The following is a 22,793-nucleotide window of genomic DNA, read 5'->3' on the forward strand; positions in this document are numbered from 1 at the left end:
GCCGCCTCCCGGATTTGAACCGGAAGAAGACGGTCGCTCTCGCTACGCTCGACCGCTGCGACTTCTAGGATTCAAACCGGTCGGTGGATACTTTCCGCTCGGCAAGTTGCCTCGCGAAAAGTATGCCGCCTCCCGGATTTGAACCGGGGACAGCTCGATCTTCAGTCGAGTGCTCTCCCAGTCTGAGCTAAGGCGGCTCATCTATCTCTCCGGCCATGGTATAAAAAAGGATTTCGAATCGGCATCGTCATCTAGCGACCGGTGGAACGAGTCATTTCCCGGAGTAATGCGATCGAACGCCGACCGATGATCAGTAATAGTGAGAATACAGCCGGAGTAGCCGGTCCCTGTATCCCGTTGGTTGGAATTTCGGATATTCAAGACACCCTTTTCTGCGCTGACGGGTAACATCGTGTTATGGATGCCCTTGCCTCGGACCAGGAGGATGTCGAACTGTCGGCAGACATCATCCTGGAACTGCTGGCGAACCGCCGTCGCCGCTACTTGCTGTACGCCCTCCGCGGACAGGACGGACCGATCGAACTATCGACGGTCGCCGAGCAAGTCGCTGGCTGGGAACACGATGTGCCACCTGAAGAGGTTGCGAAAAACGAGTACAAGAGCGTCTACGTCTCCTCCGTCCAGTGTCACGTCCCGAAACTTGCCGACGCCGGTGTGGTCGACCACGACGAGGAAAACCACACCGTCGTTCTCGCGGATAATTTCAAGCAACTCGAACCGTACCTCCGCGTCGTGGTCAAGGACGAACCCGAAAACTCGACGCTGCACACCGCCCTCGAGGCCGAGTCCGACGAGGGACTGCTCGGCCAGATTCGCGAAAACGTCGCCCGACTCAAGCACTGACTGACCGATCGTAGTATAGTACTACTCCTTGCAATCGCCGGCTACAATCGGTTATTCGCGGTCGGTTCGAGGGGGCATCGAAAAATACCGAGACGATACTAACCCGACGCCACAGCGCAGTCTCGAAAACGGAACCGTTGAAAGTGCCGACACCCGTGACATCGGGCCGTTTGGAGACGAGCGATTGAGATTTGAACGGGTCGCCCACAGAGGCTAACGTATCGTCGTATTCCGGGCGAGTCGGTCAGCGCTCTCCGCTGGTCGAGAGCACACGTGTACAACAGGGAACGCGGCCGTCCAACGCAGCGATCGGTGAAATCGATTTTTGAGTTATGTAAAGATATTCATCAGGTCTGACGTAACGGATCAGTATGAATCGGCGTTCGGTCCTGTCAACGATCGCAGTCGCCATCTCCGGAACGGCACTCGCTGCGGACGGCGTCGTGGCCGATGGCGGTAGCGGACAGGTGCCCGCTCAGGAACGCACGGAAATCGTCCGGGGAGAACGCGACGAATCACTCGACGTGGAGACGACAGAAGACGACGAGCACGTCAAGTACCTCGAAGACACCGACGAAGTCCGGTACGTCGCGGCGTGGCGTACAGCCGGCGATCCAGGGGAACGTGACGGCGACGACCCGCCGGAACGAGAGCCGGTGTACGAAACGATGGCGTGGGAACGGTGGGGACGACTCCGTACGCGAAGCGCCGCTGCAAGAGCTGCTACAGACCACGTGGCGGACGAACTCGAGATCGATGACGGACGAGTCGGGGGCGGTGTCTCGACGAGAGTGCCGGGCGACGACCCCGGGGCGATCGTCTCCGTCTGGGGTACGGACGATGACGATCCCGGTATCGGTCGTGACGAGCTGGCAGCGGCCACGCCGTCGTCGGTCCACGTCACGTACGTCCTCGAGGATCGAACCTTCGAGTACGACGAACCGGTGTTCGCTCGCATCGCCACGCGCGGCGACGAAGAACTGGATGACGAGGACGGGCTGGGAAGCGATGACGGCGGGACGGAGTCCGATCCGGAGATGAGCGAACCGGACGAATCGGACGAGGCTTCGGGCGACGGGCCCGCTGAAAACGGAACGAGTGATGGAACCGACAGTACCGACACCGGTGACGGTGGGAACTCGAACGAAGATGACGACGGGGCGTCCGACTCCGTCCCAGGGTTCGGCGTCGTCGCGAGTCTCGGCGGGATCGCGTCGCTACTCGCCCATCGCGTCAAAACGTCTCGAAACCGATCGTAAGCGAGGCCCGGGAACGGTACGCATCGATGCGAACGGACGATCGGTACGCGAGACGTTCATTACGATGCCGTCGCTCGCGGATCGTTCGCGACAGCAGTAGTGGGCTCGGGCGGGTTCGAACCTCGCCCAGACGATCGGCCTCACGTCGTTCGGCCGCTGCGACTGGTCTGGTTCGAACCGCCCTCGCGTACATTTCTGTGGCTCGCGGGTTGCTCGCCACAAAAATGGGCTCGGGCGGGTTCGAACCACCGACCTCGGCCTTGTAAAGGCCGCGTCATAACCAGCTAGACCACGAGCCCGTACCCTGGTCAAATCGCCCCGTCCGAATAACCTTTACTTTCTCGCGTGGCAGATATCCGGGCATGGTTCTCGAACGCGTCTGGAAGGGGCTGCTCGCGATCGCCGTGGTCGCGATCGCGCTCGTGGTGCTCGTCCAGACCGGGGTCGTCTCCGCACCGTGGGGAGCAGAGGAGGGCGAAGTCCACGTCCTCGACGAGGAGGGAGAGCCGAAAGCGGTCGTCGATGTCGAAGTCGCAGACTCCCAGGCCGAACGGTACACCGGGTTGAGCGATCACGAGTCACTCGAGCCGGGAACCGGGATGTTGTTCGTCCATCCGAGCGAGGGCGAGCGGACCTACGTGATGCGGGAGATGGACTTCGACATCGACATCATCTTCATCGACGCCGATCGAGAGATCACGACGATCGAACACGCCCGAGCACCCGAAGCCGACGAGGACGGCGAGGACCTCCGGTACTCCGGGCGAGCGAAGTGGGTTCTCGAAGTGCCACGCGGCTACGCAAACGAGACGGGCATCGCGGTCGGTGACGAGGTCTCGATCGACCTCGAGTCCAACGAAGTCAGCGTGCTGCAGACGGCATCGAGCCCAGCGCCCGCGGAGGCGATCGATTCCGCGACGGCGGCACGCGAGTCGGTGACGGCGAACAGCGGGTCGGTGACGGCGAACAGCGGGTCGGTGACGGCGGAAAGCGGGTCAGTGACGGCGGCCAGCGCGTCGATCGCTCCGAATCGGTCGTCCGCCGAACCGGCGGGTTTCGGTTCGTAGCAAACCCTTATTGGCGACGGTCCCGGAAGCGAGATAATGAGCGGCGTCGACTGGGACGAAGACGACCCGTTCGAAGAACAGCGCGAGGAGATCGAGAATCCGATGAAGCGACTGTTCCTCGAGTACGGGTCGGGGTACTGGCAGTCCGCAACGGTCGGCATCCTCGCGAGTATCGCCGCCCGGATTCTCGATCTCCTGCCAGCGCTCATGCTCGGCGTTGCGATCGACGCGGTGATCCTGCAAGAGGCGGGCTACGCCGAGTCGTTCCCGATCGGCGGAGGTGCCGTCGCCCCGTACGTTCCCGCCGGACGAATGGAGCAGTTCTGGCTGACGATCGCCATCATCTCGGGGGCGTTCCTGTTCAGCGCGGTCTTTCACTGGACCCGAAACTGGGGGTTCAACACGTTCGCCCAGCACATCCAACACGAGATCCGGACCGACACCTACGACAAGATGCAGCGGCTGAACATGGCGTTTTTCGCGGACAAGCAGACCGGCGAGATGATGTCGATCCTCTCGAACGACGTCAACCGGCTCGAGAAGTTTCTGAACGACGGGATGAACTCCCTGTTCCGACTGGTGGTAATGGTCCTGGGCATCGGCGCGCTCCTGGTTGCGATCAACTGGCAACTCGCACTGGTCGCCCTGCTTCCGGTCCCGCTGATCGCGGCCTTTACGTACCTGTTCATCAGGATCATCCAGCCGAAGTACGCCGTCGTCAGGTCGACCGTCGGCAAGGTCAACTCGCGACTCGAGAACAACCTCGGCGGCATCAGCGTCATCAAATCGAGTACGACCGAATCCTACGAATCCGATCGCGTCGAGGACGTCTCCAAGGAGTACTTCGACGCCAACTGGGACGCCATCACGACCCGAATCAAGTTCTTCCCCGCGCTGCGCGTGCTCGCCGGAATCGGCTTCGTCATCACGTTCGTCGTCGGCGGCCTCTGGGTCATCGGGGGCACACCGGGCCCCTTTTCGGGCGAGTTGAGCGAGGGGATGTTCGTCGTCTTCGTCCTCTACACCCAGCGGTTCATCTGGCCGATGGCCCAGTTTGGCCAGATAATCAATATGTACCAGCGCGCTCGGGCTTCCTCGGCGCGCATCTTCGGCCTGATGGACGAACCCGATCGCGTCGGAGAGGATCCCGCGGCCGGCGACCTCGAGGTTACCGAGGGGCGCGTCGAGTACGATCGGGTCACGTTCGGCTACGAGAATAGCGAGGGGGCACGCGCCTCGGATCGGCCGACAGAAATGCACAACGACTCGGACCGATCGACCGAAGCGCACCACGACCCGGGAGACACGGAACCGATCGTCGAGAACATCGATTTCACCGCCGAGGGTGGCGAAACGGTCGCGCTCGTCGGCCCGACAGGTGCCGGCAAGTCGACAGTGCTCAAACTCCTGCTCAGGCTGTACGACGTCGACGCGGGCGCGATCCGGATCGATGGCACGGACGTTCGCGACGTGACCCTTCGGAGCCTCCGGGAGTCGATGGGCTACGTCGGCCAGGATACCTTCCTCTTCTACGGCACCGTCGCCGAGAACATCCGGTACGGGACGTTCGACGCCGATCGCGAGGCCGTCGTCGAGGCGGCGAAGATGGCCGAAGCCCACGAGTTCATCCAGAATTTGCCGGAGGGATACGACACCGAAGTCGGGGAACGCGGCGTCAAACTTTCCGGGGGCCAGCGCCAGCGGCTCTCGATCGCTCGTGCGATCCTCAAAGACCCCGACATTCTCGTGCTGGACGAAGCCACCAGCGACGTCGACACCGAAACTGAGATGCTCATCCAGCGGTCGATCGACGACCTCGCCGCGGATCGGACGACGTTCGCGATCGCCCATCGCCTCTCGACGATCAAAGACGCCGATCGGATTCTGGTCCTCGAAGGCGGCGAGATCGTCGAGCGTGGCACTCACGAGGCGCTCCTGGCAAACGGCGGACTCTACTCGCACCTCTGGGGCGTCCAGGCCGGCGAGATCGACAACCTGCCACAGGAGTTCATCGAGCGCGCCCAGCGCCGGCAGGCGCGGACGGAGGTCGACGCAGACGTTGGCGACGACGACGACTGATACGGATTCGTGTCCGTCGGTACCGCCGAACGGCGAACCGTCTTGGCCGATCGGCGGTAATCGATGACACGAATCCGTCTGAGGCGGACTGTTGTACCTGTGAACCGGTGTCCCCCCACGATGGAGGCAGGTACACCGGAAATAACGGACAGGAGTCCGTCTGGGCGAAGGGTCAGAACCTACTCGACGAATCGGGAACTCCCGATCGCGTAGCCCCCACCGAGGACTGCCCCCCAGACGACGTGGGCGAGCAGGCTCACGCCGGTCAGATTGGGAAGCGACGCGTCGATCCCGACGAGCGAGAGCCAGACCGGCATGATCAGCCCCGCTGCGATGAGCCAGAGGATGGATCCGTATCCGATTCCGAGGAGCGTCGAAATACTGAGTTTGTCACCGTGCCGTTCCAGCGACGGGAGCGTCACCGCTCCGGCGAAAAGCAGTCCGAAAACGACGCTGTGAAACAGGTGCGTCGTCCACCCGACGATCGGATTCGAGACGCCGTACAGCGAACCGATAACGGGGAGAAGACCAGCGAGCGTGTTCAGAACGACGCCCATCGCAACCCCTGCGACGACCGAAACGGCGGCGGCGATCGACAGCTCGGCCGACGTAATACCATACGGCGTAACCGTGGGGTCGCGACCGTTGCCCGGCGACGGCTTGCGGAGTCGAACGTCGAGAACGGTTCCATCCGCCCCGGACTCGACATCACCGATGGTGATCGCTCCGCCCGTTCGGTCGACGAGTAGTCGACTGAACGTAAGTCCGAACCCCGAGGACGGATCGTCGTACTCGGGGACGACACCGCGTTCGAGAAGCTGGCGCTGATCGCGATCGAGTCCGTCGCCGTCGTCTGCGATCCTGATGGTGACTCCGGCGGCGTCCTCGACGACGGACAGCCAGACCGTGACCCCGTCATCGGTATGGACGACCGCGTTCTCGAGGAGGTGTTCAAAGACCGTTCCGAGTCGATCGGTGCCGACGACCGGACAGGACACGGGGAGCTCGCCTCGGACCCTAATCTCGGCGTCCGGATATCGATCGCGGATCGCCTCGAGTTCTGCCTCGAGCACCGCACCGAGGTCGACCGCGCCCTCGATTTTCGCCCCTGCGCGATCGTTGAGGAACTCGACCTGTGAGATCGCGCTCTCGATGCGGACTGACTCGTCGCGGATGGCGTTCGCCGCGTCGACGGTCGCTCCCTCGGTCCCGTCCGCCTCACGGAACAGGCCGGCATAGCCCCGAACGATCGTGACGGCGTTCAAAACTTCGTGGCGAAGCACGCGGTTGACGAGCGTCGCTCGATCGACGTGGTGCTGTAGTTCGCAACGCTGTCGCTGCCGCTGTGCGGATCGAACACCGATGATCGTTCCGGCGACGGCACCGCCGAGTAAGATGTTGGCGAGCAACGGTGCCGACAGTTCGGAGATGACATCCATCGAACCCGTATCGAAGACGCTGGCACCGGCAATAACAGCCATTCCGGAGAGTCCGAGCATACACCACTTCGCGATGGTGTTCACGGTTGCCCGAGAGAACGTACTGATCGCGAGTCCGACACCGAAAACGGTCAGCGAGAGGCCGACAACCAACGGGATCCCACCGGTCACGACGAACCGGAGAAACGAATCCTCGAAAACGAACGCGGTTGCAACCATAAATCTCGTGAGCAGAAATCCCACGAGTGCGACCGCAAATCCGCCGAGTTTGATCCGCCGCTCCCCTGGTCCACGTCTCATTAGGCTGGTAACTAATCGCAGGCTACCAGAAAGTGTCGATCGATGCAACTCCCGATACGAACCCCTGTCCGTCAGTTTCGGCCTACCTCCGCCCCGTCATGCAGGGACACCGGTTACAGGTGCACCAGACCGTACGATGCCGCGGCGGTCCCCGCGATTCGACCGCCCGATTTCAAAACGACTCCTGTCCACTCTGGCCCTCCTGGTCCGGCGCGCCCTCGTCCTGTCGCTGCTCGCCGGTCGCCGGCGGCGTCCGATCGCTGTAGTTTTTCCGGCCGATCGCCTCGTCGCTGACCATGTTCATGATCGCCTGCTTGACCGCACCGTAGTCCTCGTACTCGTCTTCGTTCAGCGGCCCGATGAGTTCCTCGAGCGTCATCGTCTCCTCGCCCATGTCGATCTCTTCGTCGCCGTGCTCTTCGAGCAGGTCGTCCTGGCTGACCGGATACTCCTGGCTCTCGAGTTCCCGCTCGAGGTCACCGAGTTCGACGCCGAGTTCGCGGTTTTCGTCGGCCATGGTCGGATACTGCGGGCCGTTAGGGATACCGGTTGGCCCTGCGTTCGCCACCGTCCGGCGGTTCACGTCAACCGCTGGAAGAACAGTCACAACACCGAGGAACGCACCCAGAGCGATCGAGACGGGACCGCCCCAGAGAACGCCAATCGCGGCGAGCGCAACGAGGGCAACCGTTGTTACCCCGCCGCGTAGCGATATCCGGTGGGGCGCTCGATCCGGCGGCCGGCCGATCGACCAAACTGCGAGTCCGCTCGCGGCGAACGCGCCGTACGTGACCGACCGGCCGCCGGCACCGCTACTGACGATCGCGACGATCGAGAGTCCGAGTGCGAGCGCGAACGCGACCGTCGTTCGATCGATCGCGGTTCGATCGAGAAGCCACAGGACGCCGCCGAGGTAGGCGACGCCAACGGCGAGTCCGACGACGATGTCGGTCGGGTAGTGTACCGCGAGGACCACCCGCGAGAGCGCGATCGAGACGGTCAGAACTGCAGCGACGGCGAACCGCACACGCCAGGACCCGACCCGGAGCGTCGTCGCCAACAGTCCGTACGCGACGGCCGATCCGAGGGCGTGCCCGCTTGGAAAGCCGTACCCGCCGATGGTCACGGTTGCGACGAACAGCGACTCGAGCGTGGCCGGCAACAGGGCGGGTGCCACCGGAGTGAGTAGCGGCCGGGCCAGTGCGAAATCGTACTTCAGGGCAGTCAACAGCGCAAACGCGCCGAAGAGCACGCCGACCGTCCAGGGGCCGCTCACGTCGCGATCGAGGCCGTCAGGAACCTCAGAATCGTCTCCACGACTGGCCCCGTTTCGCCCCCCGCCTACCGTGAGAATCCAGGAGGCGACGATCGTGATCCCGACGAGAACCCAGACGTTACCGAGTTGCGTGACGATCGCTGCGAGCACGAGTAGCCAGTCGGGGACGGTGCCGTGAACGACCTCCAGGAGGTCCCCACCGCGGTACATGCAAACCGGTTCGACTCGGCGGGAGAAAACCACCCGATCGGCGCTCGCAAGCAGATCGTGAAAGACGATCGCGGACGTCCGACTCGTGGTTCGCGGATGCCCGATCCGTTGTTCGCGGACGCTCCACCCGTGGTTTCATGTCCGCTCGCTCGGAGCACACTGGTATGAACCTCTCCGAGGCGACCTGGACCGACCTTCGGGACGCCGACACCGACCTCGCGGTCGTCCCCGTCGGCAGCACGGAACAACACGGGCCCCACGCGCCGCTGGGAACGGACGTGATTACCGCCGAGGCCGTCGCGGACGCGGCTCTCGATCGGTTCGATCGCGACGTGGTTCGCGCGCCGGCGATTCCGATCGGGATCGCGGAAGAACACCGCCAGTTTCCCGGCACGATGTGGGTCTCCGAGGACACGTTCAGAGCGTACGTCCGCGACGCCGTCGAGAGCCTCGCCTATCACGGGTTCGATCGGGTCGTGCTGGTCAACGGTCACGGTGGGAATATCGACGCGCTACGGGAGGTCGGCGGCGGCCTGACTCGATCGGGGGCGGCCTACGCCGTCCCGTTTACGTGGTTCGATGCAGTCGGGGAGCACTCCGCCGAGATGGGCCACGGCGGCCCGCTCGAAACGGCACTCCTTCGCCACGTCGAACCGGAACTCGTCCGCGAGGACCGCATGGAAGACGCGCGGGACGGTCGGGCCGATCGCTGGGGCGAGTGGACGAGTCACGCGAATCTGGCCTACGACTCGGCAGAATTTACCGGAAACGGCGTCGTCGGCGATCCGACGGCCGGCGACGCACAACTCGGTAAGACACTGCTCGACCTGGCAGCGGAGTCACTCGCAAGGCTGCTCGAGGCGGTCGCCGAACGGGATATCTCTCGACCCGACGATCGCTGAACGCCGGTGACGGCACGGTGACGACAGCGGGTGTCCGGGAGCGATCGTTACTCGTCCTCGTCACCCTCGGCGTCGTCAGCGTCGTCGTCCGGACCGGCGGCTTCGAGCGTGCTCCGAAGGCCGGGAATCGTCGACGTGAGATCGCCGACCTGCTCGCCCGCATCCGAGATGTCCGTAACCGCGTCCTCGAGGTCGCCAATCTCTTCCTCGAGATCGTCGGCGTCGTCGAAGGCGTCGGCTCGCTGCCCCATCGTGAACCACTTTTTGGCGTCGCGAAGATGGTCCTCGGCGTCGCCGGCGTCGAGTGCGGACTTGAGTCCGTTGAGGACCCCGAGAACGTTGTCAGCGTCGCTCTCCCAGATGTCGTCGGCGTCGGGTAACGCATCCCAGGCCGCTTCGAGCGAGGATTCGACGTCCTCACGCATCTCGTTGGCCGCTTCACCGAACAGTTCGTCGTCGTCACCGAGCGTCGCTTGACTCATGGTACCACCTTCACGGGGATTGGGGTTAAAAGATAGCCCGAAAGTGAAAGTGAAAACGGACGGCAGCGAGACAGTATCGATCGATCGGCAGCGAGGTTTCGAAAGGAAGGTGATCGGAAAAACCGTCAACGCGACGGCCGATCGCGATCAGTTCCGATCGCGGACGGATTCGAGGCGCATCAGCGGGTAGCCGTCGTCCATCTCCATGCGGGTAACGACCGTACAGCCCTCGTACTTGATGACGATTTCGGCGTCGATAAACCGGCCCGTCAGTTCCGTGTAGCTGGCGGTCGAATCCGCGAGAGCCGCTTCGACCTCGTCGGTTTTGACATCGACCGTGACGTCCACGCAGTGGGGCTGGTTCTCGATCGATTCCTCCATCGCTCGCGCGAGACTGGACGCGCTGTCGGGCGAGATCGGCGCGCCGGCGAACTGGTGATAGAGCGAGCCGAACTTGATCCCGGCCTCGAAACAGGCGGTTTCGGCGTCGGTTGGCTGGGCGTCTGCCGGTGGGCCATCGGACATATTCGAGTTCTTGCCGGCGGTCGGCAAGGGGGTTCCGGTCCGTGCTTGCAGTCTGGACCGGTGGCACGTGACGGCGCCGCCTCGGGTCAGCATGGCAACCCGCCGACGTGTGTCAGTGACGATCGGACGAACCCGGAATCGCATGGTACTTATCGGCTCTCTGCCTCACACCGAACGAATGGCACAGTCGGTCCTGCTCACGGGGGCTGCGGGGCGCGTCGGAGAGGCGATCCTCGGCGGCCTCGCCGACGAGCACGAGTGGCGCTTGATGGATCGCGACCCGCCGACGGACGACCACCCAGGCGAATTCGTCGTCGCGGATATCACCAACGAAACTGCCGTCCGCGAGGCGATGGAAGGAATCGACGTGGTAGTCCACCTCGCGGGCGACCCGCGTCCGGAAGCACCGTGGGAGAGCGTCCTAACGAACAACATCGACGGGACCCAGACGGTCTTCGAGACCGCCGTCAACGCCGGCGTCGAAAAGGTCGTCTTCGCCTCCTCGAACCACGCCGTCGGGGCCTACGAAACCGACGAGCGCACGCCGGAGATGTACCGCTCCCACGACGACTACCTGCTCGACGGCACCGAACTCCCCCGACCGGGGAACCTCTACGGCGTCTCGAAAGTCGCCGGCGAATCGCTCGGTCGGTACTACCACGACGAGTACGGCATCTCCGTCAGCAACGTCCGCATCGGCAACCTCACCGAAGGCCACCCGCCGATCGACTACGAGCGCGGGCAGGCCATGTGGCTCTCCTACCGGGATTGTGCCCACCTCTTCGATCGCTGCATCCGCGCCGACTACGAGTACGAGATCGTCTACGGCATCTCCGACAACGATCGCAAGTACTACTCGATCGATCGCGCCCGCGATGTGCTCGGCTACGAGCCACGGGACAACTCGGCCCGACACGACTGACGATCGAGTTCTCGCAGTCTCCGACGCGGCCGCCGACCGAGATGTGACGATTCTGCTGACGTATCAGAGACACCAGAATTATTTTCGGATAAAACAACGGTTGTCGATATATTTTCGCCGCGGGCGTGATTCGGAGGCATCAGGCGCAAACGGGCGATTGGACGGCAAGCGAGCGACCCGACCTGACTCAGTTGGGTATTACTCGATCGGGGTAGGGGGGAACGATCGAAGGCGTTTATTCGTCGCGTCGGCCAATAGTCCCGAGCCCGAAAATGGGGTGAAACACCATGACAATGGAACACCAGAACCCGTCTACGGATTCAGATCGCAGCCGGCTGAAAGAGGGAGCGCTCGCCGCCACCGCGCTCGGAGTCGGTGCCAGCGCCGTAACGGGGACAGCGACCGCCCAGAACGAAGAGGAAGTCGTCGTCCCCGGCCAGTACTACCTGCCGGACGTGGACTTCGAGGTCCTCGCCCAGTTCGATACGTCGGTGAAAGACGAAATCCTGGCGTCGTTCGACGGCGAGTTCGACAGTCCCGACGACTGGCAGGCCTACGCCATCGAGATCGACGTCGGCGGGTCGGTGGGTATCCTCGGCTATATCCTGGTCGACGAAGACGAACTCGACGTCGACGAAGGCGATTCGGGAACGTTCGACGACTCCGCATCGTTCCGAAATTCGGAGCTTAACCTGATCGAAGTCGATCCGAACCTCTGATACGGACACTGATTCGTATGACAGCCCCTCCGCGGTGAATCGCCTCGGAGTCACGCGTCCGGGATTCGGCCTGACAGCCTGCTATCAGGTGTCGAGAGCGATATCGACCGTGCGAGCGATCGGACTCCGGAGCAGTCTACGTCAAAACAGCGCGTCAACGTCCCTTTCGCGAGCGCACCGCCGATCGACGTGGGCCTGCAACCGCTGGAACACGATCCCGCGGTGGTCGTCCTCGCGGACGAAATCGAACAGCAGCGAAATGAACCGGCTCCCGTCGTTACCGGCCGCGAGGTCGCGTTCCGCGTAGCTTCGTGCCCGCGCGATCGGTTCCGCCTCGAACCCGAGTTCCGCGGCGAGGACGGTCGCCGCGACCGCCATCGCCTCGAAATCGAGGGTCCCGAGAGTGGGGACGGTTCCCTCGTGTTCGATCGACTGCGGGGGGCGACGCTCGATGACTTCGGGATCGGTCGCCAGCGTCTCCAGAGCGGAGCGAACCGGGTCGAGACCAACGTCGCGGTAGTCCGCGGGGAGGGCCGCGAGGTACTCGCGAGCGCTCGTAGCGAGGCCGACGGCACCCGCCCAGTTTCGATTGCGGGCGTGATAGACGGCGGCCGTGAACTGAATCAACCCGTGTAGCAGGCGCTCGTCGTCGGTGCCGGTCTCGAGGTCGAGCCAGTACCCCTCCCAGGCGTCGTGTGCGGCGTGGTAGTAGCCGTCATTGTAGATTGCGACGCCCGCCCGGAGTCGGTTGCGCATAGCGCCAGTTGGCGACGAATGAAAATAATGGAACCGGTGAGCGCCGGATACGTACCGCCTCCGGCAGGGCGGGCAGACAACTGTCGAACGGGGGACAGGGGCGGTGCACAACGGCCCGCCCCAAGGCCGGTTACTGACCGCCACCAGCCACGGCGGTACCAGCACGGAAGCCGCTCCCACACATTACTATGCGGCGGCTTCGACGATCTCAAGGCCGGAGAGACGGGTGGTAGGCTGTGATTACCGTCGTTAAGGTGTTTCTGCTCGATCGTGTCTTTCGTCACGGGCATCGTTCGTCGAGCCTGTGGGCTACGTTTCGAGCGCCTTCTCGCTGCCCGCTACACTCGCCGCTCAGTATCCGCGGTTCTCACTCACTCCGTTCGCTTCGAATCGCGCTCGCTCCGAACCGCGCTCGCTCCGAGTCCCGCTACTCACGGCTCCCGGTGGTCGCCGTTCGCTATCCGCGATTCTCGCTCACTCCGTTCGCTTCGAATCGCGCTCTTCCCACCGAAACTGTCCGTCTCGCTGGACGACCTCACCGTCGATCTCGAGTCGAGACTCCTCGCTAACGTCACAGATGAGATCGACGTGGACGGCGGAGTCGTTGCCCGACTCGCCCTCGGGGAGGCACGCGTCGTAGGCTCTGCCGAGCGCGAGGTGGACCGTCTCGCCCATCTTTTCGTCGAACAGGATGTTGTCCGTGTACCGATCGATCCCGCGGTTCATCCCGACGCCGAGTTCGCCCAGACGGCGCGCACCCTCGTCCGTCTCGAGGATCTCTCCGATCACGTCCGCGCCCTGGTCGGCCGCGTAGTCCACGACCGCACCGCCCTCGAAGGTGAGCCGAACGTCCCGAACCGGCGTCCCGCGAATCGTCATCGGAACGTCGAACGTGACCTCACCCTCGGTAGCAGCGGGTGCGGTGAAAACCTCGCCGCTCGGTAGGTTGTGCGAGTCGTAGGCGACCGAAGCCGCGCTGTTAACGGCGATCCGGCCCTCGATCGACATCGTGAGATCCGTTCCGTTCGAGACGAGTCGCACCTCGCTGCCCTCGTCGAGAAGCGTTTTCAGCTGGGCCATCTCTTCGGCCAGCGACTCCCAGTCTCGCAGGATGGCGTCGTACGCGAACTCCTGGTACTCTTCGTAGGCCATGTTCGCTTGCTGGGCGAGCGATCGCGTCGGGTGGACCGTCGAGACCCAGCGGGTATCGAACCGGGCCTCGCGGATCTCGGTGCGCGCGCTGTCGAAAGCCTGCCGCGTCTGGCCCGGAACGTCGGCGGTCGCGCTCGTGTTTCGGCCACCACCCAGCGAGAGGTAGACGTCGGTTTCCTCCAGGAGTGCGAGTTCGTGGACCGGGTTTTCGTCGAACTCGCCGTCGTGTGCCCGAAGATACGCGCGCATAATCTCCCCGGAACTGTAGGTTGCGAGCAGGTTCGCCCCTCGCTTGCCGAGCGTCTCCGCGACTGCAACGGCAAGTTCGTGGGCGTCGGGCCCGACCGTGAGAACTACGTTGTCGCCCGCTTGGACCCGCGCACTCCAGTCGACCAGTACCTCGGCGTGTTCGCGAACGCGATCGTCCATACCCGTGGCTCGGGCGCGGGGAACTAAAAGTCCGACAGGAAGCGGGCGCTCGTCGACTACGCGATCGACGCGTCGCCGGCGTCCGAGCCGTCCCGCGATCGGACGAGCGCGACGACGGCGTAGACGACCGGCGTGTCGAGAACCGCGATCGCGAGTTTCAGCAGGTACTGGCCGACGATCAACGCCAGAATCGCGTCGAGCGGCAAGACGATGCCGACGCCGAGGAGGGCAGGCGCGAGGGCGAACGCGATCGAGACGAAGATGACGGTGTCGATGGCTTGACTCGTGCCGGTCGAGACGATATTTCGGAGCCAGAGTTTCTCGGTCCCGGTTTCCTCACGGATCTTGTGAAAGAGCCAGACGTCCCAGTTCTGGCTGACGAGGTAGGCGACGAGGCTGCCGAGGACGACGTTCGTCGACGCGCCGAGTGCCGTCTCGAAGGCCGCGGGGTCGACGCTCGCCTCGGCGGCGGGGGCGGCGATGGTCGACCAGACGAGCACCAGCACGACGAAATTCAGGGCAAAGGCAACGTTGACGACGACTTGTCCCGCTCGCTTGCCGTACAGTTCGGTGTAACAGTCGCTCGCGAGGAACGTCAGCGCGTACGCGAGCGCGGCACCGGGGAGTACGAGTTCCCCACCCGTGATCGGAAGCGCGAACGGAAGGTCGAACGCGAGCACCTTCGAGGCGGTCAGCTGTGCCGTGACGAGTGCCGCCACGAACAGTCCGATCAGCGACACCTGTGCGATCGTCGGTGTGTCGGAACGGTGAGTCATAGTTCCTGCGTTTCCAGTCAACGTACCTAAACGGTGCTATTCAGGTCGGATTTCGGGGCGACTCCAATACTCGTCAGCGATGGTCAGGGCCGTGTGAACGGTACCCGTGCGGTTTCGTACCAGTATCAGGACGCGGCAGTTCTGGACGAACGGTCGGTCGGCACTGTTGCCGATAGCGGTTCTCTCGCCCTCGACGCGGTCTCGTGGGGAGCGACCTGTCACCGCCACACAGCGCTCGAGGGTTGGTCTCCGGTCAGCTCTCGCAACAGGAGTGTCGACGTTCTGTTGCGGTGAGAGCCATCATTTCGGCTGTCCGAGAAAACTCGTTCCACGCGTTTTTACGAAAATGAGTCGAGAGACAGCAGTATCCGACGTGAGTTATTTTCGTTTCGAGAGGAAATCTATAACACAACTGTTATACGTGTGTCGGGGTTTGATTGAATTGCAATGGCGAAAGGAAACGTTGATTTCTTCAACGACACAGGCGGCTACGGTTTCATTGAGACGGACGACGCGGACGATGACGTATTCTTCCACATGGAAGACGTTGGCGGTCCGGACCTCGAAGAAGGCACAGAGATCGAATTCGATATCGAACAGGCCCCCAAAGGCCCCCGCGCCACCAACGTCAACCGCCTGTAACACGGCTTTCTGCGTTCGGTAACGGGTACCGTATCGATTTTCAATTCTTCAGAACACTGTTCGACGAGCGACTGGTCAGTCGATCCGACGGACCACCGATCGCACGTTGTAGTCGACGGCTACGATAAGAAGGGCCCACCATCGGGATCGGCCCGTCGATTACGGACCCGGATCCGAACGGCAAACAACTAATACGTTATCGATAACAAACACGCAGTCTGCCGGTGGGAATAGATAGATACCCCATGGACGATCTGACCGGGTTCCAGCGAGACCTCCTGTACGTCATCGCGGGAGCCGACCAGCCGTCGGGACAGGACGTAAAAGACGAGATTGAGACCTACTACAGCAGCGATATCAATCACGGTCGACTGTATCCGAACCTCGATACCCTCGTCAACAAAGGCTACGTCGAAAAAGGCCAACTCGACCGCCGAACGAACTATTACGCGATCAGCGACGATGGGCGTCGCCAGATCGAGCACCGCCGAGAGTGGGAAGCACAGTATCTCGACGAGCTGTAGCTCCCGGTCCGACATCACTCGAAGGCGTATGCTCGTCCGCGTCAGTGGTGCGATGACGCCGCCGCAAGGATGTCCAAGAGGGGGCGACGGTCACCCCAGCTATAGGAGCCACCGAAACGAGTTACACACTGATCGCAACGCCGTCCTGCGATCAGGTGTGCATCGACGTTCAGTAGCTACTATAGACGTAATCGCTCGACACCCGGTTGCGACCTGCAGACTGGTAGGTACTGCTTTTTTATCGCTTGTCAAAGTACACGCACCGAACACGGTGAAACGGTCGTGATTTATTAAGCGGACGAATGGCTGTAGTAGATCTCATGCCCCTCGACGATCTCTCCGAGACCGTTCTTTCGATGCTCGGATATCCACAGCGGACTCACGGACTCGTCAACGCACTGAGCGAGACGACGCTACGCGTCGCACCGTCCGCCCAGATCGCACCGCGGTGTCTGCTTCGGGGAACCATCGACCTCCGGGCGCGTGCGAGACTGAGTGCACGAACGATTCTCAGTGGTACTGTCACGGTCGGACGAGGGACGAATCTGGAACCTGGGTGTGAACTCATCGGCGACGTCGCCGTCGGAAACTACTGTGCGATCGCCCGAAACACGATCTTTCAGGAACCAAACCACGAGACTGGGAAGCCATCAGTTCAGCGTCGCCTCTACGAGACGGTTCTCGACAGCGAGTTACCGTACACTACGAAAGGCCCGATCACGGTCGGAAGCGACGTCTGGTTCGGTGCCCGATCGACCGTCCTCTCCGGTGTGACGATCGGCCACGGGGCCGTCATCGCCGCCGGGGCGATCGTTACGAAAGACGTCGAACCGTACGCGATCGTCGCCGGAACGCCCGCCGAACGGATCGGGTGGCGGTTCCCGGAGCCCGTCAGGGAGGCGCTGCTCGAGCTGTCGTGGTGGGAGTGGGACGAGACCGAAATCCGCGCTCACGCGGAGTTCTTCGATCGCTCGCTCCGGACCGCTCGAGACGTCTCGGTCGAGGCGACCTCGCCACGGCACCCCAGACCGGAGTCGTAAGGAGAGACGGCGTCGTCGGCCCTGTTCTGATGGTTTTTGATTGTGTTAGACCCCTGCCAACTGCTTGTGGCACAAACGCCGGAGTGCGCTGCTGTATTCGTCCTCGGATCGCCGTACGCATCCATTTCAGACGGCTCCGATGATCCCTCGGAACAGGTCACTGAAGACGATCAGAAAGAGCCCAGCCAGGACGATGAGAAGGAGAAACGTAAAGAAAATGATTGCTGCCTGTCGGCCCGTGAGTGATTCCCCTTCGAGGAGTTCGTCAACGTTCATACCGAACAGTACGACGTATCAATTGTAAAGCCTACCGATGAAGTAGCATCGTGAGGGTCATAGCATCCGGGTGAGACGGGTGTTGTCGGGTCGAGTGGAGCGACCGACCCTCACGACGCAGCGAACGTTCGGGTGGTAATTCCAGCCGACTCATCTTGGGAAGGTCGGGGGGAATTACATTCGCCCGCGACGGCACGGCCCGTTTTGGGACGTGCGCTCAAAACGGTGAAGCCTCGGGGCTTGTCCCCGAGGTACTTCACGTCCCTGTAGTCACCGAGACGGTGCCCGTTCCTCGATCAATCGAACGATCCGCTCCCACTGCCGTTCCAGCGTGGGTGCGTTCGCAATTCGATACGCATCCGGATGCGTGAGGTCGACGTGGCGGTTGTACCGTCTGGTAAACAGTATCGACGGGAGCCCCGATCGAGAACTGTCGCGGACGACCCGAGGAGTGTCGTCGATTAGCAGGTCGATTTCCGCGATATCCGCCTTATTCTCCGGAGCCTCGTAGATGACCGTATCGAAGGGAACGTCGTGCGTTGCGAGCCACCGATCGCTGTACTGCTCGATCGAGGTCAGTCGATGGGTGACGAGCCAGATTTCGCGATCGGCTCCTCGCAGTTCGTCTAACGCCGCAATCGCCCCCTCGATGGGAGTCATCTGGACGAACAGCTCGGGATAATTCTCGTGCAGTTCACGATTGAAATCCGCTCTCGAGATGCCCTCCACCGGAATCGGCGGGCGCGGCGTCTCGACGTCTTCAGGGCGGATATCCACGTCGTAAAGGTCTCGCATGAGTTTACATCGGGTGGAGATGTGATCGACGAGGACGCCATCGATATCGACGCCGATCACCTCCGGTGTATTCGAGTCCCGACCGGCCGTCATTCGTCGCTCCCCTCGTGATTCGCTTGCGCGTCTGCTTCGGGCTGTGGAATCGTGTTGGCTTCTGGCTGTGGAGTCGTCCCAGCGGTCTCGTACTGTCGAACGAGGGCAGCTGCGACCGATTCCCAACTGAACTTCGAGACGACGCGCGTTCGACCCTGTGCGCCGAGCGTTGCACGGAGTTCGTCGTCAGTCAGTACCTCGTCGATCGCATCGGCAAACGCGTTTACGTCCCGCGGTGGAACCAGCAGTCCGGTTTCCCGATGCTCGATCGTGTATCCCAACCCGCCGACGTCGCTCGCGATCACCGGCGTTTCACACGCCATCGCTTCGATCGCGACCAGGCCGAACGGTTCGTAGTGACTCGGAACGACACAGATGTCCGCCGCGGAGTAGTACTGTGAAAGCGCGTCGGCGGGGAGTCGCCCGGTGAACGTCGTCACCGAGGCGATTCCGAGTTCGTCGACGATCTCACCGATTCGCTTTCGCTCGGCTTCGTCGGGCTTATCCGAACTCCAGCCGCCGCCGATGACCAGCGAGAGCGATCGATCCCGAGACTCCTCGAGGCAGTCTCCGACCGCCCTGACGAGCGTTTCGATCCCCTTTCGCCTGTCGAAGCGGCCCAGATAACAGACGAGGTCGCCTTCGATCGGGAGACCGAGTTCCGCTCGAGCCCGGCGCCGATCGCGTGGCGAGAATCGATCGGTGTCGGTGCCACACGGGACGATCGTGATCGTTCCCGACGCCTCCAGAAGACGTTCCATGTGGGCTTTTTCGACCGGACTCGTCGCGATAACGGCGTCAGCGCGTTCGAGACACGCGTTCTCGATTTCGAGACGAGTCTCCGCGATCGGCGGAACGTCCTCGACGGCGTCGTATTTGACCGCGCCCAGCGAATGGTATGTGTGAAAAAGGCGGACGTTCCACGCATCCTGCAGCGCAAGGCCAACCGCGCCCGATATCCAGTAATTCGTGTGAACGACCGCCGGCTTCGCTCCGCGATCGTCGTAGTACTCCCTCACGGCGGCGGCGAACTCGTCGGTGTATTCGGCAAGTTCCTGGCGAGGGACGAAGGTCTCCGGACCGGCCGAAAGGCGCACCGTTCGACAGTTCCGAGAGTGTCTGTGGACCGTTTCCTGACCCGGATCCGTTTTCCTGGTGAACAGGTCCACGTTCCACCCGCATCGAGCCAACTGCTCGCCGACTTCCCGGACGTACACGTTTTGACCGCCCGCTTCCTCGCCACCGATATCGATCGCGGGGTCGCAGTGAACGGAAACGAGACAGACGCGCTTGTCCGATGCCATTGTCCTATTCACGAACAGGTCAGTGATAAAATCTCGCATTCCACCCACGTATTATTATTACTTATAGACTGTATTAGACTAATAATATATTACAAAGATATAAATGTATGAAATAGCAGTGTGAGTGTATGGATGCGATACTGCTGGCAGGAGGGTACGCGACGCGGCTCTGGCCGATCACCCGAGACCGGCCGAAAATGTTCTTACCGATCGGCGAGACGACGGTGATCGATCAGACCCTCGAACAGCTCACCGCGGACGATCGGATCGAGGACATCTACGTGAGTACGAACGCTAGATTCGAGTCGGTCTTTCGCGACCATCTCGAGGAACCCACGGACGCCAGCCTCACCGTATCCGTCGAAGGCACGACGGCAGAAGACGAGAAACTCGGCGTCGTCGGTGCCCTCGCAGAACTCGTCGAGCGGGAGAATATTACCGACGAAACGATCGTAATCGGGGGCGACAACGTGCTCGGGTTCGACGTACGCGAGTTCGTCACGTTCTTTCGAGAGACCGAAACTCCGTCACTCGCGGCTCACGACATCGGCTCGCCCGAGCAGGCGAAATCCTACGGTCTCGTCGACTGCAACGGCGATCGCGTCGTCGACTTTCAGGAGAAACCCGACGATCCACAGAGCACCCTGGTTTCGATCGCGTGCTACGGGTTTCCACCCGAGACGCTCGACCGTCTCGACTCGTATCTCGACGGTGGAAACAATCCCGACGAACCGGGCTGGTTCGTTCAGTGGCTACAGGATCGCACGGCGGTGTCGGCGTTCACCTTTGCCGAGCCGTGGTTCGACATCGGAACGCGACGCGAGTACCTCGCTGCCACCGACTGGCATCTCGACGGCGGGCAGTGGGTCCACGACACGGCAACGCTGTCGAACGTCGATTTCGGTCCGAACGTTCAGGTCATGCCCGGCGCCGAGTTGCGAAACGTATCGATCGAACACGCCGTCGTGTTTCGAGACGCCGTCGTCGAAGACGCTGCCGTCGAGTCGACGCTCGTTGGTCACGAAGCGACGGTGACTGACACCGCTCTGGAAAACGCCCTCGTTGGACCGCACACGACGATTCCGACGGCGCGGCAACCGAAGCGACTACCCGAGACGGCCGAATCCCCTCGCCACTGATGATCCTGACAGCCGTCTCGGTCTCGAGGTCGGAGACTCCACCGTGAGTGTGCCGACGTTCGTACCGCATCGACTTTGAAAGACGAATCGTCGCGCACTGATCTATGTACCTCGAAGAGAGGCGCCTCTACTACAGGAGATGTATCGCTCCGACAATCCGGGAGTACTTACGTGCGGAGCGACGTTGTCAACCTAACCGAAAGAGGCGCTCTCCTTGGACACGGTTGGGACCGAACGTTCGATTTTGGGATTGCCAAGGACGTGTTCGACTCGATCGCTCACGTCACCGAACGTTCGGATTCCCACGAAGGCGGCCATTCTGGCTGCGAACCGTTCCGACGGATTGCTATGATCGGGTCTACCAATGGAAATTGAAATTGCGACAATAGGCGGGTACGAGGAAGTCGGACGACAGATGACCGCTGTTCGCGCCGGTGACGACATCGTGATCTTCGACATGGGACTGAACCTGTCGAAGGTCCTCATCCACGATAACATCCGAACGGAAGGGATGCACAGTCTCGACCTGATCGACATGGGTGCGATCCCCGACGATCGGGTCATGAGCGACCTCGAAGGGGACGTCCGGGCGATCGTCCCAACGCACGGCCACCTCGATCACATCGGGGCGATCAGCAAACTCGCTCACCGGTACGACGCACCGATCGTCGGGACGCCGTTTACGATCGAACTCGTGAGCGATGAGATCGAGGAAGAACAGAAGTTCGACTTCGATAACGAGCTCGTCAAAATGGAGGCTGGCGAAACGATGCCGATCGGTGACCACGGCTGTGAACTCGAATTCGTCAACGTCACCCACTCGATCATCCAGGCGATCAACCCGGTCTTGCACACGCCAGAGGGTGCGGTCGTCTACGGACTGGACAAACGCATCGACCACACGCCGGTCATTGGCGACCCGATCGATATGAACCGCTTCCGTGAGATCGGTCGTGAAGGTGTCCTCTGTTACATCGAAGACTGTACGAACGCGAACAAGAAAGGCAGGACTCCCAGCGAGAGCGTCGCAAGAGAACACCTCCGGGACGTCCTCTACAGCATGGAAGACTACGATGGTGCAATCCTCGCGTCGACGTTCTCAAGCCATATCGCCCGGGTCAAATCGCTCATCGAATTTTCACGAGAGATCGGACGGACGCCGGTCTTGCTCGGTCGATCGATGGAAACGTACTCGGGGACGGCGAAGCGAATCGGCGTCGATTTCCCATCGGACGTCGAGATGGTTGGCTACCGCCGCTCGATCGAACAGACTCTAGAGCGGATCATGAACGACGGCAAAGAAAATTTCCTGCCGATCGTCACGGGCCACCAGGGCGAACCGCGGGCGCTCCTCACGCGAATGGCTCGCGGTGAAACCGCGTTCGAACTCGAACCTGGCGATAAAGTGGTCTACTCCGCACGCGTCATTCCCGAACCGACCAACGAGGGGCAACGGTATCAAGCGGAGAAATTGCTCGGCATGCAAGGAGCGCGCGTCTACTCCGACATTCACGTTTCGGGCCACCTCTGCCAGGAAGGACACTACACGATGCTCGATGCGCTTCAACCAGAGAACATCATCCCGGCACACCAGGATCTCAGCGGATTTTCGGGATACGTAGATCTCGCATCCGATCAGGGATACACACTCGGGGAGGATCTACACGCTACGTCGAACGGGAACGTCATCCAGATAAACTAAATCGCATTGCACACCGCTCCCGCGGGTGGTGATAGAGCGAGTGTATAGATCGGGGCCCCTGACGGGGAACGCCCGAAATGTTCCGGGACTCTCAGCCAGCTGTTAGTGTACGCTACAAGCG

The 22,793-nt window shown here is 62.0% G+C and carries 21 protein-coding genes, 2 tRNA genes and 2 pseudogenes; 12 read left to right on the plus strand and 13 right to left on the minus strand.

All coding sequences use genetic code 11. The features are described 5' to 3' along the window. Positions 1-123: 123 nt before the first annotated feature. Positions 124-197: transfer RNA gene (locus AC6I6L_RS12190), tRNA-Phe, on the minus strand. 220 nt (positions 198-417) lie between these two features. Here AC6I6L_RS12190 and AC6I6L_RS12195 point away from each other — a divergent pair. Further along, complete coding sequence (locus AC6I6L_RS12195; protein ID WP_497918037.1) at positions 418-864, plus strand: DUF7344 domain-containing protein; 447 nt, start codon at positions 418-420, stop codon at positions 862-864. A 371-nt stretch (positions 865-1,235) separates the two neighbouring features. Further along, positions 1,236-2,123: a hypothetical protein gene (locus tag AC6I6L_RS12200; protein ID WP_497918038.1), complete on the plus strand. Its 888-nt coding sequence runs from the start codon at positions 1,236-1,238 to the stop codon at positions 2,121-2,123. Positions 2,124-2,348: 225 nt separating this feature from the next. Here AC6I6L_RS12200 and AC6I6L_RS12205 read toward each other — a convergent pair. Then, positions 2,349-2,422, minus strand: a tRNA-Val gene (locus AC6I6L_RS12205). Positions 2,423-2,485: 63 nt separating this feature from the next. On the opposite strand from AC6I6L_RS12205, the pseudogene AC6I6L_RS12210 reads away from it, so the two are divergent. Both AC6I6L_RS12210 and AC6I6L_RS12215 read left to right on the plus strand, forming a co-directional pair. Further along, positions 2,486-2,974: pseudogene (locus AC6I6L_RS12210) on the plus strand (DUF192 domain-containing protein); the annotation flags it as partial. Positions 2,975-3,226: 252 nt separating this feature from the next. Further along, positions 3,227-5,269 (plus strand): ABC transporter ATP-binding protein, encoded by a 2,043-nt coding sequence (locus AC6I6L_RS12215; protein WP_497918039.1) that lies wholly within the window; start codon positions 3,227-3,229, stop codon positions 5,267-5,269. A gap of 179 nt (positions 5,270-5,448) precedes the next feature. On the opposite strand, the gene AC6I6L_RS12220 is transcribed toward AC6I6L_RS12215, so the two are convergent. From AC6I6L_RS12220 to AC6I6L_RS12230, 3 genes and pseudogenes are all read right to left on the minus strand, one after another. Next, positions 5,449-7,008 (minus strand): sensor histidine kinase, encoded by a 1,560-nt coding sequence (locus AC6I6L_RS12220; RefSeq protein WP_497918040.1) that lies wholly within the window; start codon positions 7,006-7,008, stop codon positions 5,449-5,451. A 172-nt stretch (positions 7,009-7,180) separates the two neighbouring features. Beyond that, complete coding sequence (locus AC6I6L_RS12225; protein WP_497918205.1) at positions 7,181-7,525, minus strand: DUF5789 family protein; 345 nt, start codon at positions 7,523-7,525, stop codon at positions 7,181-7,183. A gap of 384 nt (positions 7,526-7,909) precedes the next feature. Beyond that, positions 7,910-8,494, minus strand: a pseudogene (locus AC6I6L_RS12230) (phosphatase PAP2 family protein); the annotation flags it as partial. Positions 8,495-8,658: 164 nt separating this feature from the next. Here AC6I6L_RS12230 and AC6I6L_RS12235 point away from each other — a divergent pair. Next, positions 8,659-9,396, plus strand: coding sequence for a creatininase family protein (locus AC6I6L_RS12235; protein WP_497918041.1), 738 nt, complete (start codon positions 8,659-8,661; stop codon positions 9,394-9,396). 47 nt (positions 9,397-9,443) lie between these two features. On the opposite strand, the gene AC6I6L_RS12240 is transcribed toward AC6I6L_RS12235, so the two are convergent. Further along, positions 9,444-9,878: a DUF5790 family protein gene (locus AC6I6L_RS12240; RefSeq protein WP_497918042.1), complete on the minus strand. Its 435-nt coding sequence runs from the start codon at positions 9,876-9,878 to the stop codon at positions 9,444-9,446. Between the two features lie 147 nt (positions 9,879-10,025). Then, complete coding sequence (locus tag AC6I6L_RS12245) at positions 10,026-10,403, minus strand: dihydroneopterin aldolase family protein (RefSeq protein WP_497918043.1); 378 nt, start codon at positions 10,401-10,403, stop codon at positions 10,026-10,028. A 178-nt stretch (positions 10,404-10,581) separates the two neighbouring features. Here AC6I6L_RS12245 and azf point away from each other — a divergent pair, with 178 nt between their 5' ends. Together azf and AC6I6L_RS12255 are read left to right on the plus strand one after the other, a co-directional pair. Continuing rightward, complete coding sequence (gene azf, locus AC6I6L_RS12250; RefSeq protein ID WP_497918044.1) at positions 10,582-11,325, plus strand: NAD-dependent glucose-6-phosphate dehydrogenase Azf; 744 nt, start codon at positions 10,582-10,584, stop codon at positions 11,323-11,325. A 287-nt stretch (positions 11,326-11,612) separates the two neighbouring features. Then, on the plus strand, positions 11,613-12,044 hold the full coding sequence (locus tag AC6I6L_RS12255) for a calcium-binding protein (protein ID WP_497918045.1): 432 nt from the start codon (positions 11,613-11,615) through the stop codon (positions 12,042-12,044). A 141-nt stretch (positions 12,045-12,185) separates the two neighbouring features. Here AC6I6L_RS12255 and AC6I6L_RS12260 read toward each other — a convergent pair whose 3' ends face one another. The 3 genes from AC6I6L_RS12260 to AC6I6L_RS12270 all read right to left on the minus strand — a co-directional run bounded on the left by AC6I6L_RS12260 (position 12,186) and on the right by AC6I6L_RS12270 (position 15,157). Beyond that, positions 12,186-12,800, minus strand: a complete 615-nt coding sequence (locus AC6I6L_RS12260; protein WP_497918046.1) for a DUF309 domain-containing protein — start codon at positions 12,798-12,800, stop codon at positions 12,186-12,188. 474 nt (positions 12,801-13,274) lie between these two features. Further along, a complete protein-coding gene (locus tag AC6I6L_RS12265) occupies positions 13,275-14,381 on the minus strand; it encodes an aminopeptidase (protein WP_497918047.1) in 1,107 nt (368 codons plus the stop codon). A gap of 56 nt (positions 14,382-14,437) precedes the next feature. Next, complete coding sequence (locus AC6I6L_RS12270; protein WP_497918048.1) at positions 14,438-15,157, minus strand: queuosine precursor transporter; 720 nt, start codon at positions 15,155-15,157, stop codon at positions 14,438-14,440. Positions 15,158-15,604: 447 nt separating this feature from the next. Between AC6I6L_RS12270 and AC6I6L_RS12275 the strand changes: the two genes are divergently transcribed. The 3 genes from AC6I6L_RS12275 to AC6I6L_RS12285 all read left to right on the plus strand — a co-directional run bounded on the left by AC6I6L_RS12275 (position 15,605) and on the right by AC6I6L_RS12285 (position 17,363). Continuing rightward, the gene (locus AC6I6L_RS12275; RefSeq protein ID WP_497918049.1) at positions 15,605-15,799 is read left to right on the plus strand and encodes a cold-shock protein; all 195 of its coding nucleotides are present in this window, start codon (positions 15,605-15,607) and stop codon (positions 15,797-15,799) included. Between the two features lie 245 nt (positions 15,800-16,044). Continuing rightward, the gene (locus AC6I6L_RS12280; protein WP_497918050.1) at positions 16,045-16,323 is read left to right on the plus strand and encodes a PadR family transcriptional regulator; all 279 of its coding nucleotides are present in this window, start codon (positions 16,045-16,047) and stop codon (positions 16,321-16,323) included. A 320-nt stretch (positions 16,324-16,643) separates the two neighbouring features. Beyond that, positions 16,644-17,363, plus strand: coding sequence for a CatB-related O-acetyltransferase (locus AC6I6L_RS12285; protein WP_497918206.1), 720 nt, complete (start codon positions 16,644-16,646; stop codon positions 17,361-17,363). A 126-nt stretch (positions 17,364-17,489) separates the two neighbouring features. On the opposite strand, the gene AC6I6L_RS12290 is transcribed toward AC6I6L_RS12285, so the two are convergent. From AC6I6L_RS12290 to AC6I6L_RS12300, 3 genes are all read right to left on the minus strand, one after another. Then, positions 17,490-17,639, minus strand: coding sequence for a hypothetical protein (locus tag AC6I6L_RS12290; RefSeq protein ID WP_497918051.1), 150 nt, complete (start codon positions 17,637-17,639; stop codon positions 17,490-17,492). A 270-nt stretch (positions 17,640-17,909) separates the two neighbouring features. Next, complete coding sequence (locus AC6I6L_RS12295; protein ID WP_497918052.1) at positions 17,910-18,527, minus strand: 5' nucleotidase, NT5C type; 618 nt, start codon at positions 18,525-18,527, stop codon at positions 17,910-17,912. Then, complete coding sequence (locus tag AC6I6L_RS12300) at positions 18,524-19,831, minus strand: glycosyltransferase (RefSeq protein WP_497918053.1); 1,308 nt, start codon at positions 19,829-19,831, stop codon at positions 18,524-18,526. The genes AC6I6L_RS12295 and AC6I6L_RS12300 overlap by 4 nt, the downstream gene beginning before the upstream one ends. A gap of 128 nt (positions 19,832-19,959) precedes the next feature. Here AC6I6L_RS12300 and AC6I6L_RS12305 point away from each other — a divergent pair, with 128 nt between their 5' ends. Both AC6I6L_RS12305 and AC6I6L_RS12310 read left to right on the plus strand, forming a co-directional pair. Continuing rightward, positions 19,960-20,970, plus strand: a complete 1,011-nt coding sequence (locus AC6I6L_RS12305) for a nucleotidyltransferase family protein (RefSeq protein WP_497918054.1) — start codon at positions 19,960-19,962, stop codon at positions 20,968-20,970. A gap of 364 nt (positions 20,971-21,334) precedes the next feature. Then, on the plus strand, positions 21,335-22,672 hold the full coding sequence (locus tag AC6I6L_RS12310) for an RNase J family beta-CASP ribonuclease (RefSeq protein WP_497918055.1): 1,338 nt from the start codon (positions 21,335-21,337) through the stop codon (positions 22,670-22,672). Positions 22,673-22,793: the final 121 nt, after the last annotated feature.

It is taken from the genome of Halosolutus sp. DAT137 (assembly GCF_059736405.1).

Excerpts from the sequence above, each read along its gene's own strand:
- AC6I6L_RS12195 (WP_497918037.1), top strand. The coding sequence starts at position 418 with ATGGATGCCCTTGCCTCGGACCAGGAGGATGTCGAACTGTCGGCAGAC.
- AC6I6L_RS12200 (WP_497918038.1), top strand. The coding sequence starts at position 1,236 with ATGAATCGGCGTTCGGTCCTGTCAACGATCGCAGTCGCCATCTCCGGA.
- AC6I6L_RS12215 (WP_497918039.1), top strand. The coding sequence starts at position 3,227 with ATGAGCGGCGTCGACTGGGACGAAGACGACCCGTTCGAAGAACAGCGC.
- AC6I6L_RS12220 (WP_497918040.1), bottom strand. The coding sequence starts at position 7,008 with ATGAGACGTGGACCAGGGGAGCGGCGGATCAAACTCGGCGGATTTGCG.
- AC6I6L_RS12225 (WP_497918205.1), bottom strand. The coding sequence starts at position 7,525 with ATGGCCGACGAAAACCGCGAACTCGGCGTCGAACTCGGTGACCTCGAG.
- AC6I6L_RS12235 (WP_497918041.1), top strand. The coding sequence starts at position 8,659 with ATGAACCTCTCCGAGGCGACCTGGACCGACCTTCGGGACGCCGACACC.
- AC6I6L_RS12240 (WP_497918042.1), bottom strand. The coding sequence starts at position 9,878 with ATGAGTCAAGCGACGCTCGGTGACGACGACGAACTGTTCGGTGAAGCG.
- AC6I6L_RS12245 (WP_497918043.1), bottom strand. The coding sequence starts at position 10,403 with ATGTCCGATGGCCCACCGGCAGACGCCCAGCCAACCGACGCCGAAACC.
- azf (WP_497918044.1), top strand. The coding sequence starts at position 10,582 with ATGGCACAGTCGGTCCTGCTCACGGGGGCTGCGGGGCGCGTCGGAGAG.
- AC6I6L_RS12255 (WP_497918045.1), top strand. The coding sequence starts at position 11,613 with ATGACAATGGAACACCAGAACCCGTCTACGGATTCAGATCGCAGCCGG.
- AC6I6L_RS12260 (WP_497918046.1), bottom strand. The coding sequence starts at position 12,800 with ATGCGCAACCGACTCCGGGCGGGCGTCGCAATCTACAATGACGGCTAC.
- AC6I6L_RS12265 (WP_497918047.1), bottom strand. The coding sequence starts at position 14,381 with ATGGACGATCGCGTTCGCGAACACGCCGAGGTACTGGTCGACTGGAGT.
- AC6I6L_RS12270 (WP_497918048.1), bottom strand. The coding sequence starts at position 15,157 with ATGACTCACCGTTCCGACACACCGACGATCGCACAGGTGTCGCTGATC.
- AC6I6L_RS12275 (WP_497918049.1), top strand. The coding sequence starts at position 15,605 with ATGGCGAAAGGAAACGTTGATTTCTTCAACGACACAGGCGGCTACGGT.
- AC6I6L_RS12280 (WP_497918050.1), top strand. The coding sequence starts at position 16,045 with ATGGACGATCTGACCGGGTTCCAGCGAGACCTCCTGTACGTCATCGCG.
- AC6I6L_RS12285 (WP_497918206.1), top strand. The coding sequence starts at position 16,644 with ATGCCCCTCGACGATCTCTCCGAGACCGTTCTTTCGATGCTCGGATAT.
- AC6I6L_RS12290 (WP_497918051.1), bottom strand. The coding sequence starts at position 17,639 with ATGAACGTTGACGAACTCCTCGAAGGGGAATCACTCACGGGCCGACAG.
- AC6I6L_RS12295 (WP_497918052.1), bottom strand. The coding sequence starts at position 18,527 with ATGACGGCCGGTCGGGACTCGAATACACCGGAGGTGATCGGCGTCGAT.
- AC6I6L_RS12300 (WP_497918053.1), bottom strand. The coding sequence starts at position 19,831 with ATGGCATCGGACAAGCGCGTCTGTCTCGTTTCCGTTCACTGCGACCCC.
- AC6I6L_RS12305 (WP_497918054.1), top strand. The coding sequence starts at position 19,960 with ATGGATGCGATACTGCTGGCAGGAGGGTACGCGACGCGGCTCTGGCCG.
- AC6I6L_RS12310 (WP_497918055.1), top strand. The coding sequence starts at position 21,335 with ATGGAAATTGAAATTGCGACAATAGGCGGGTACGAGGAAGTCGGACGA.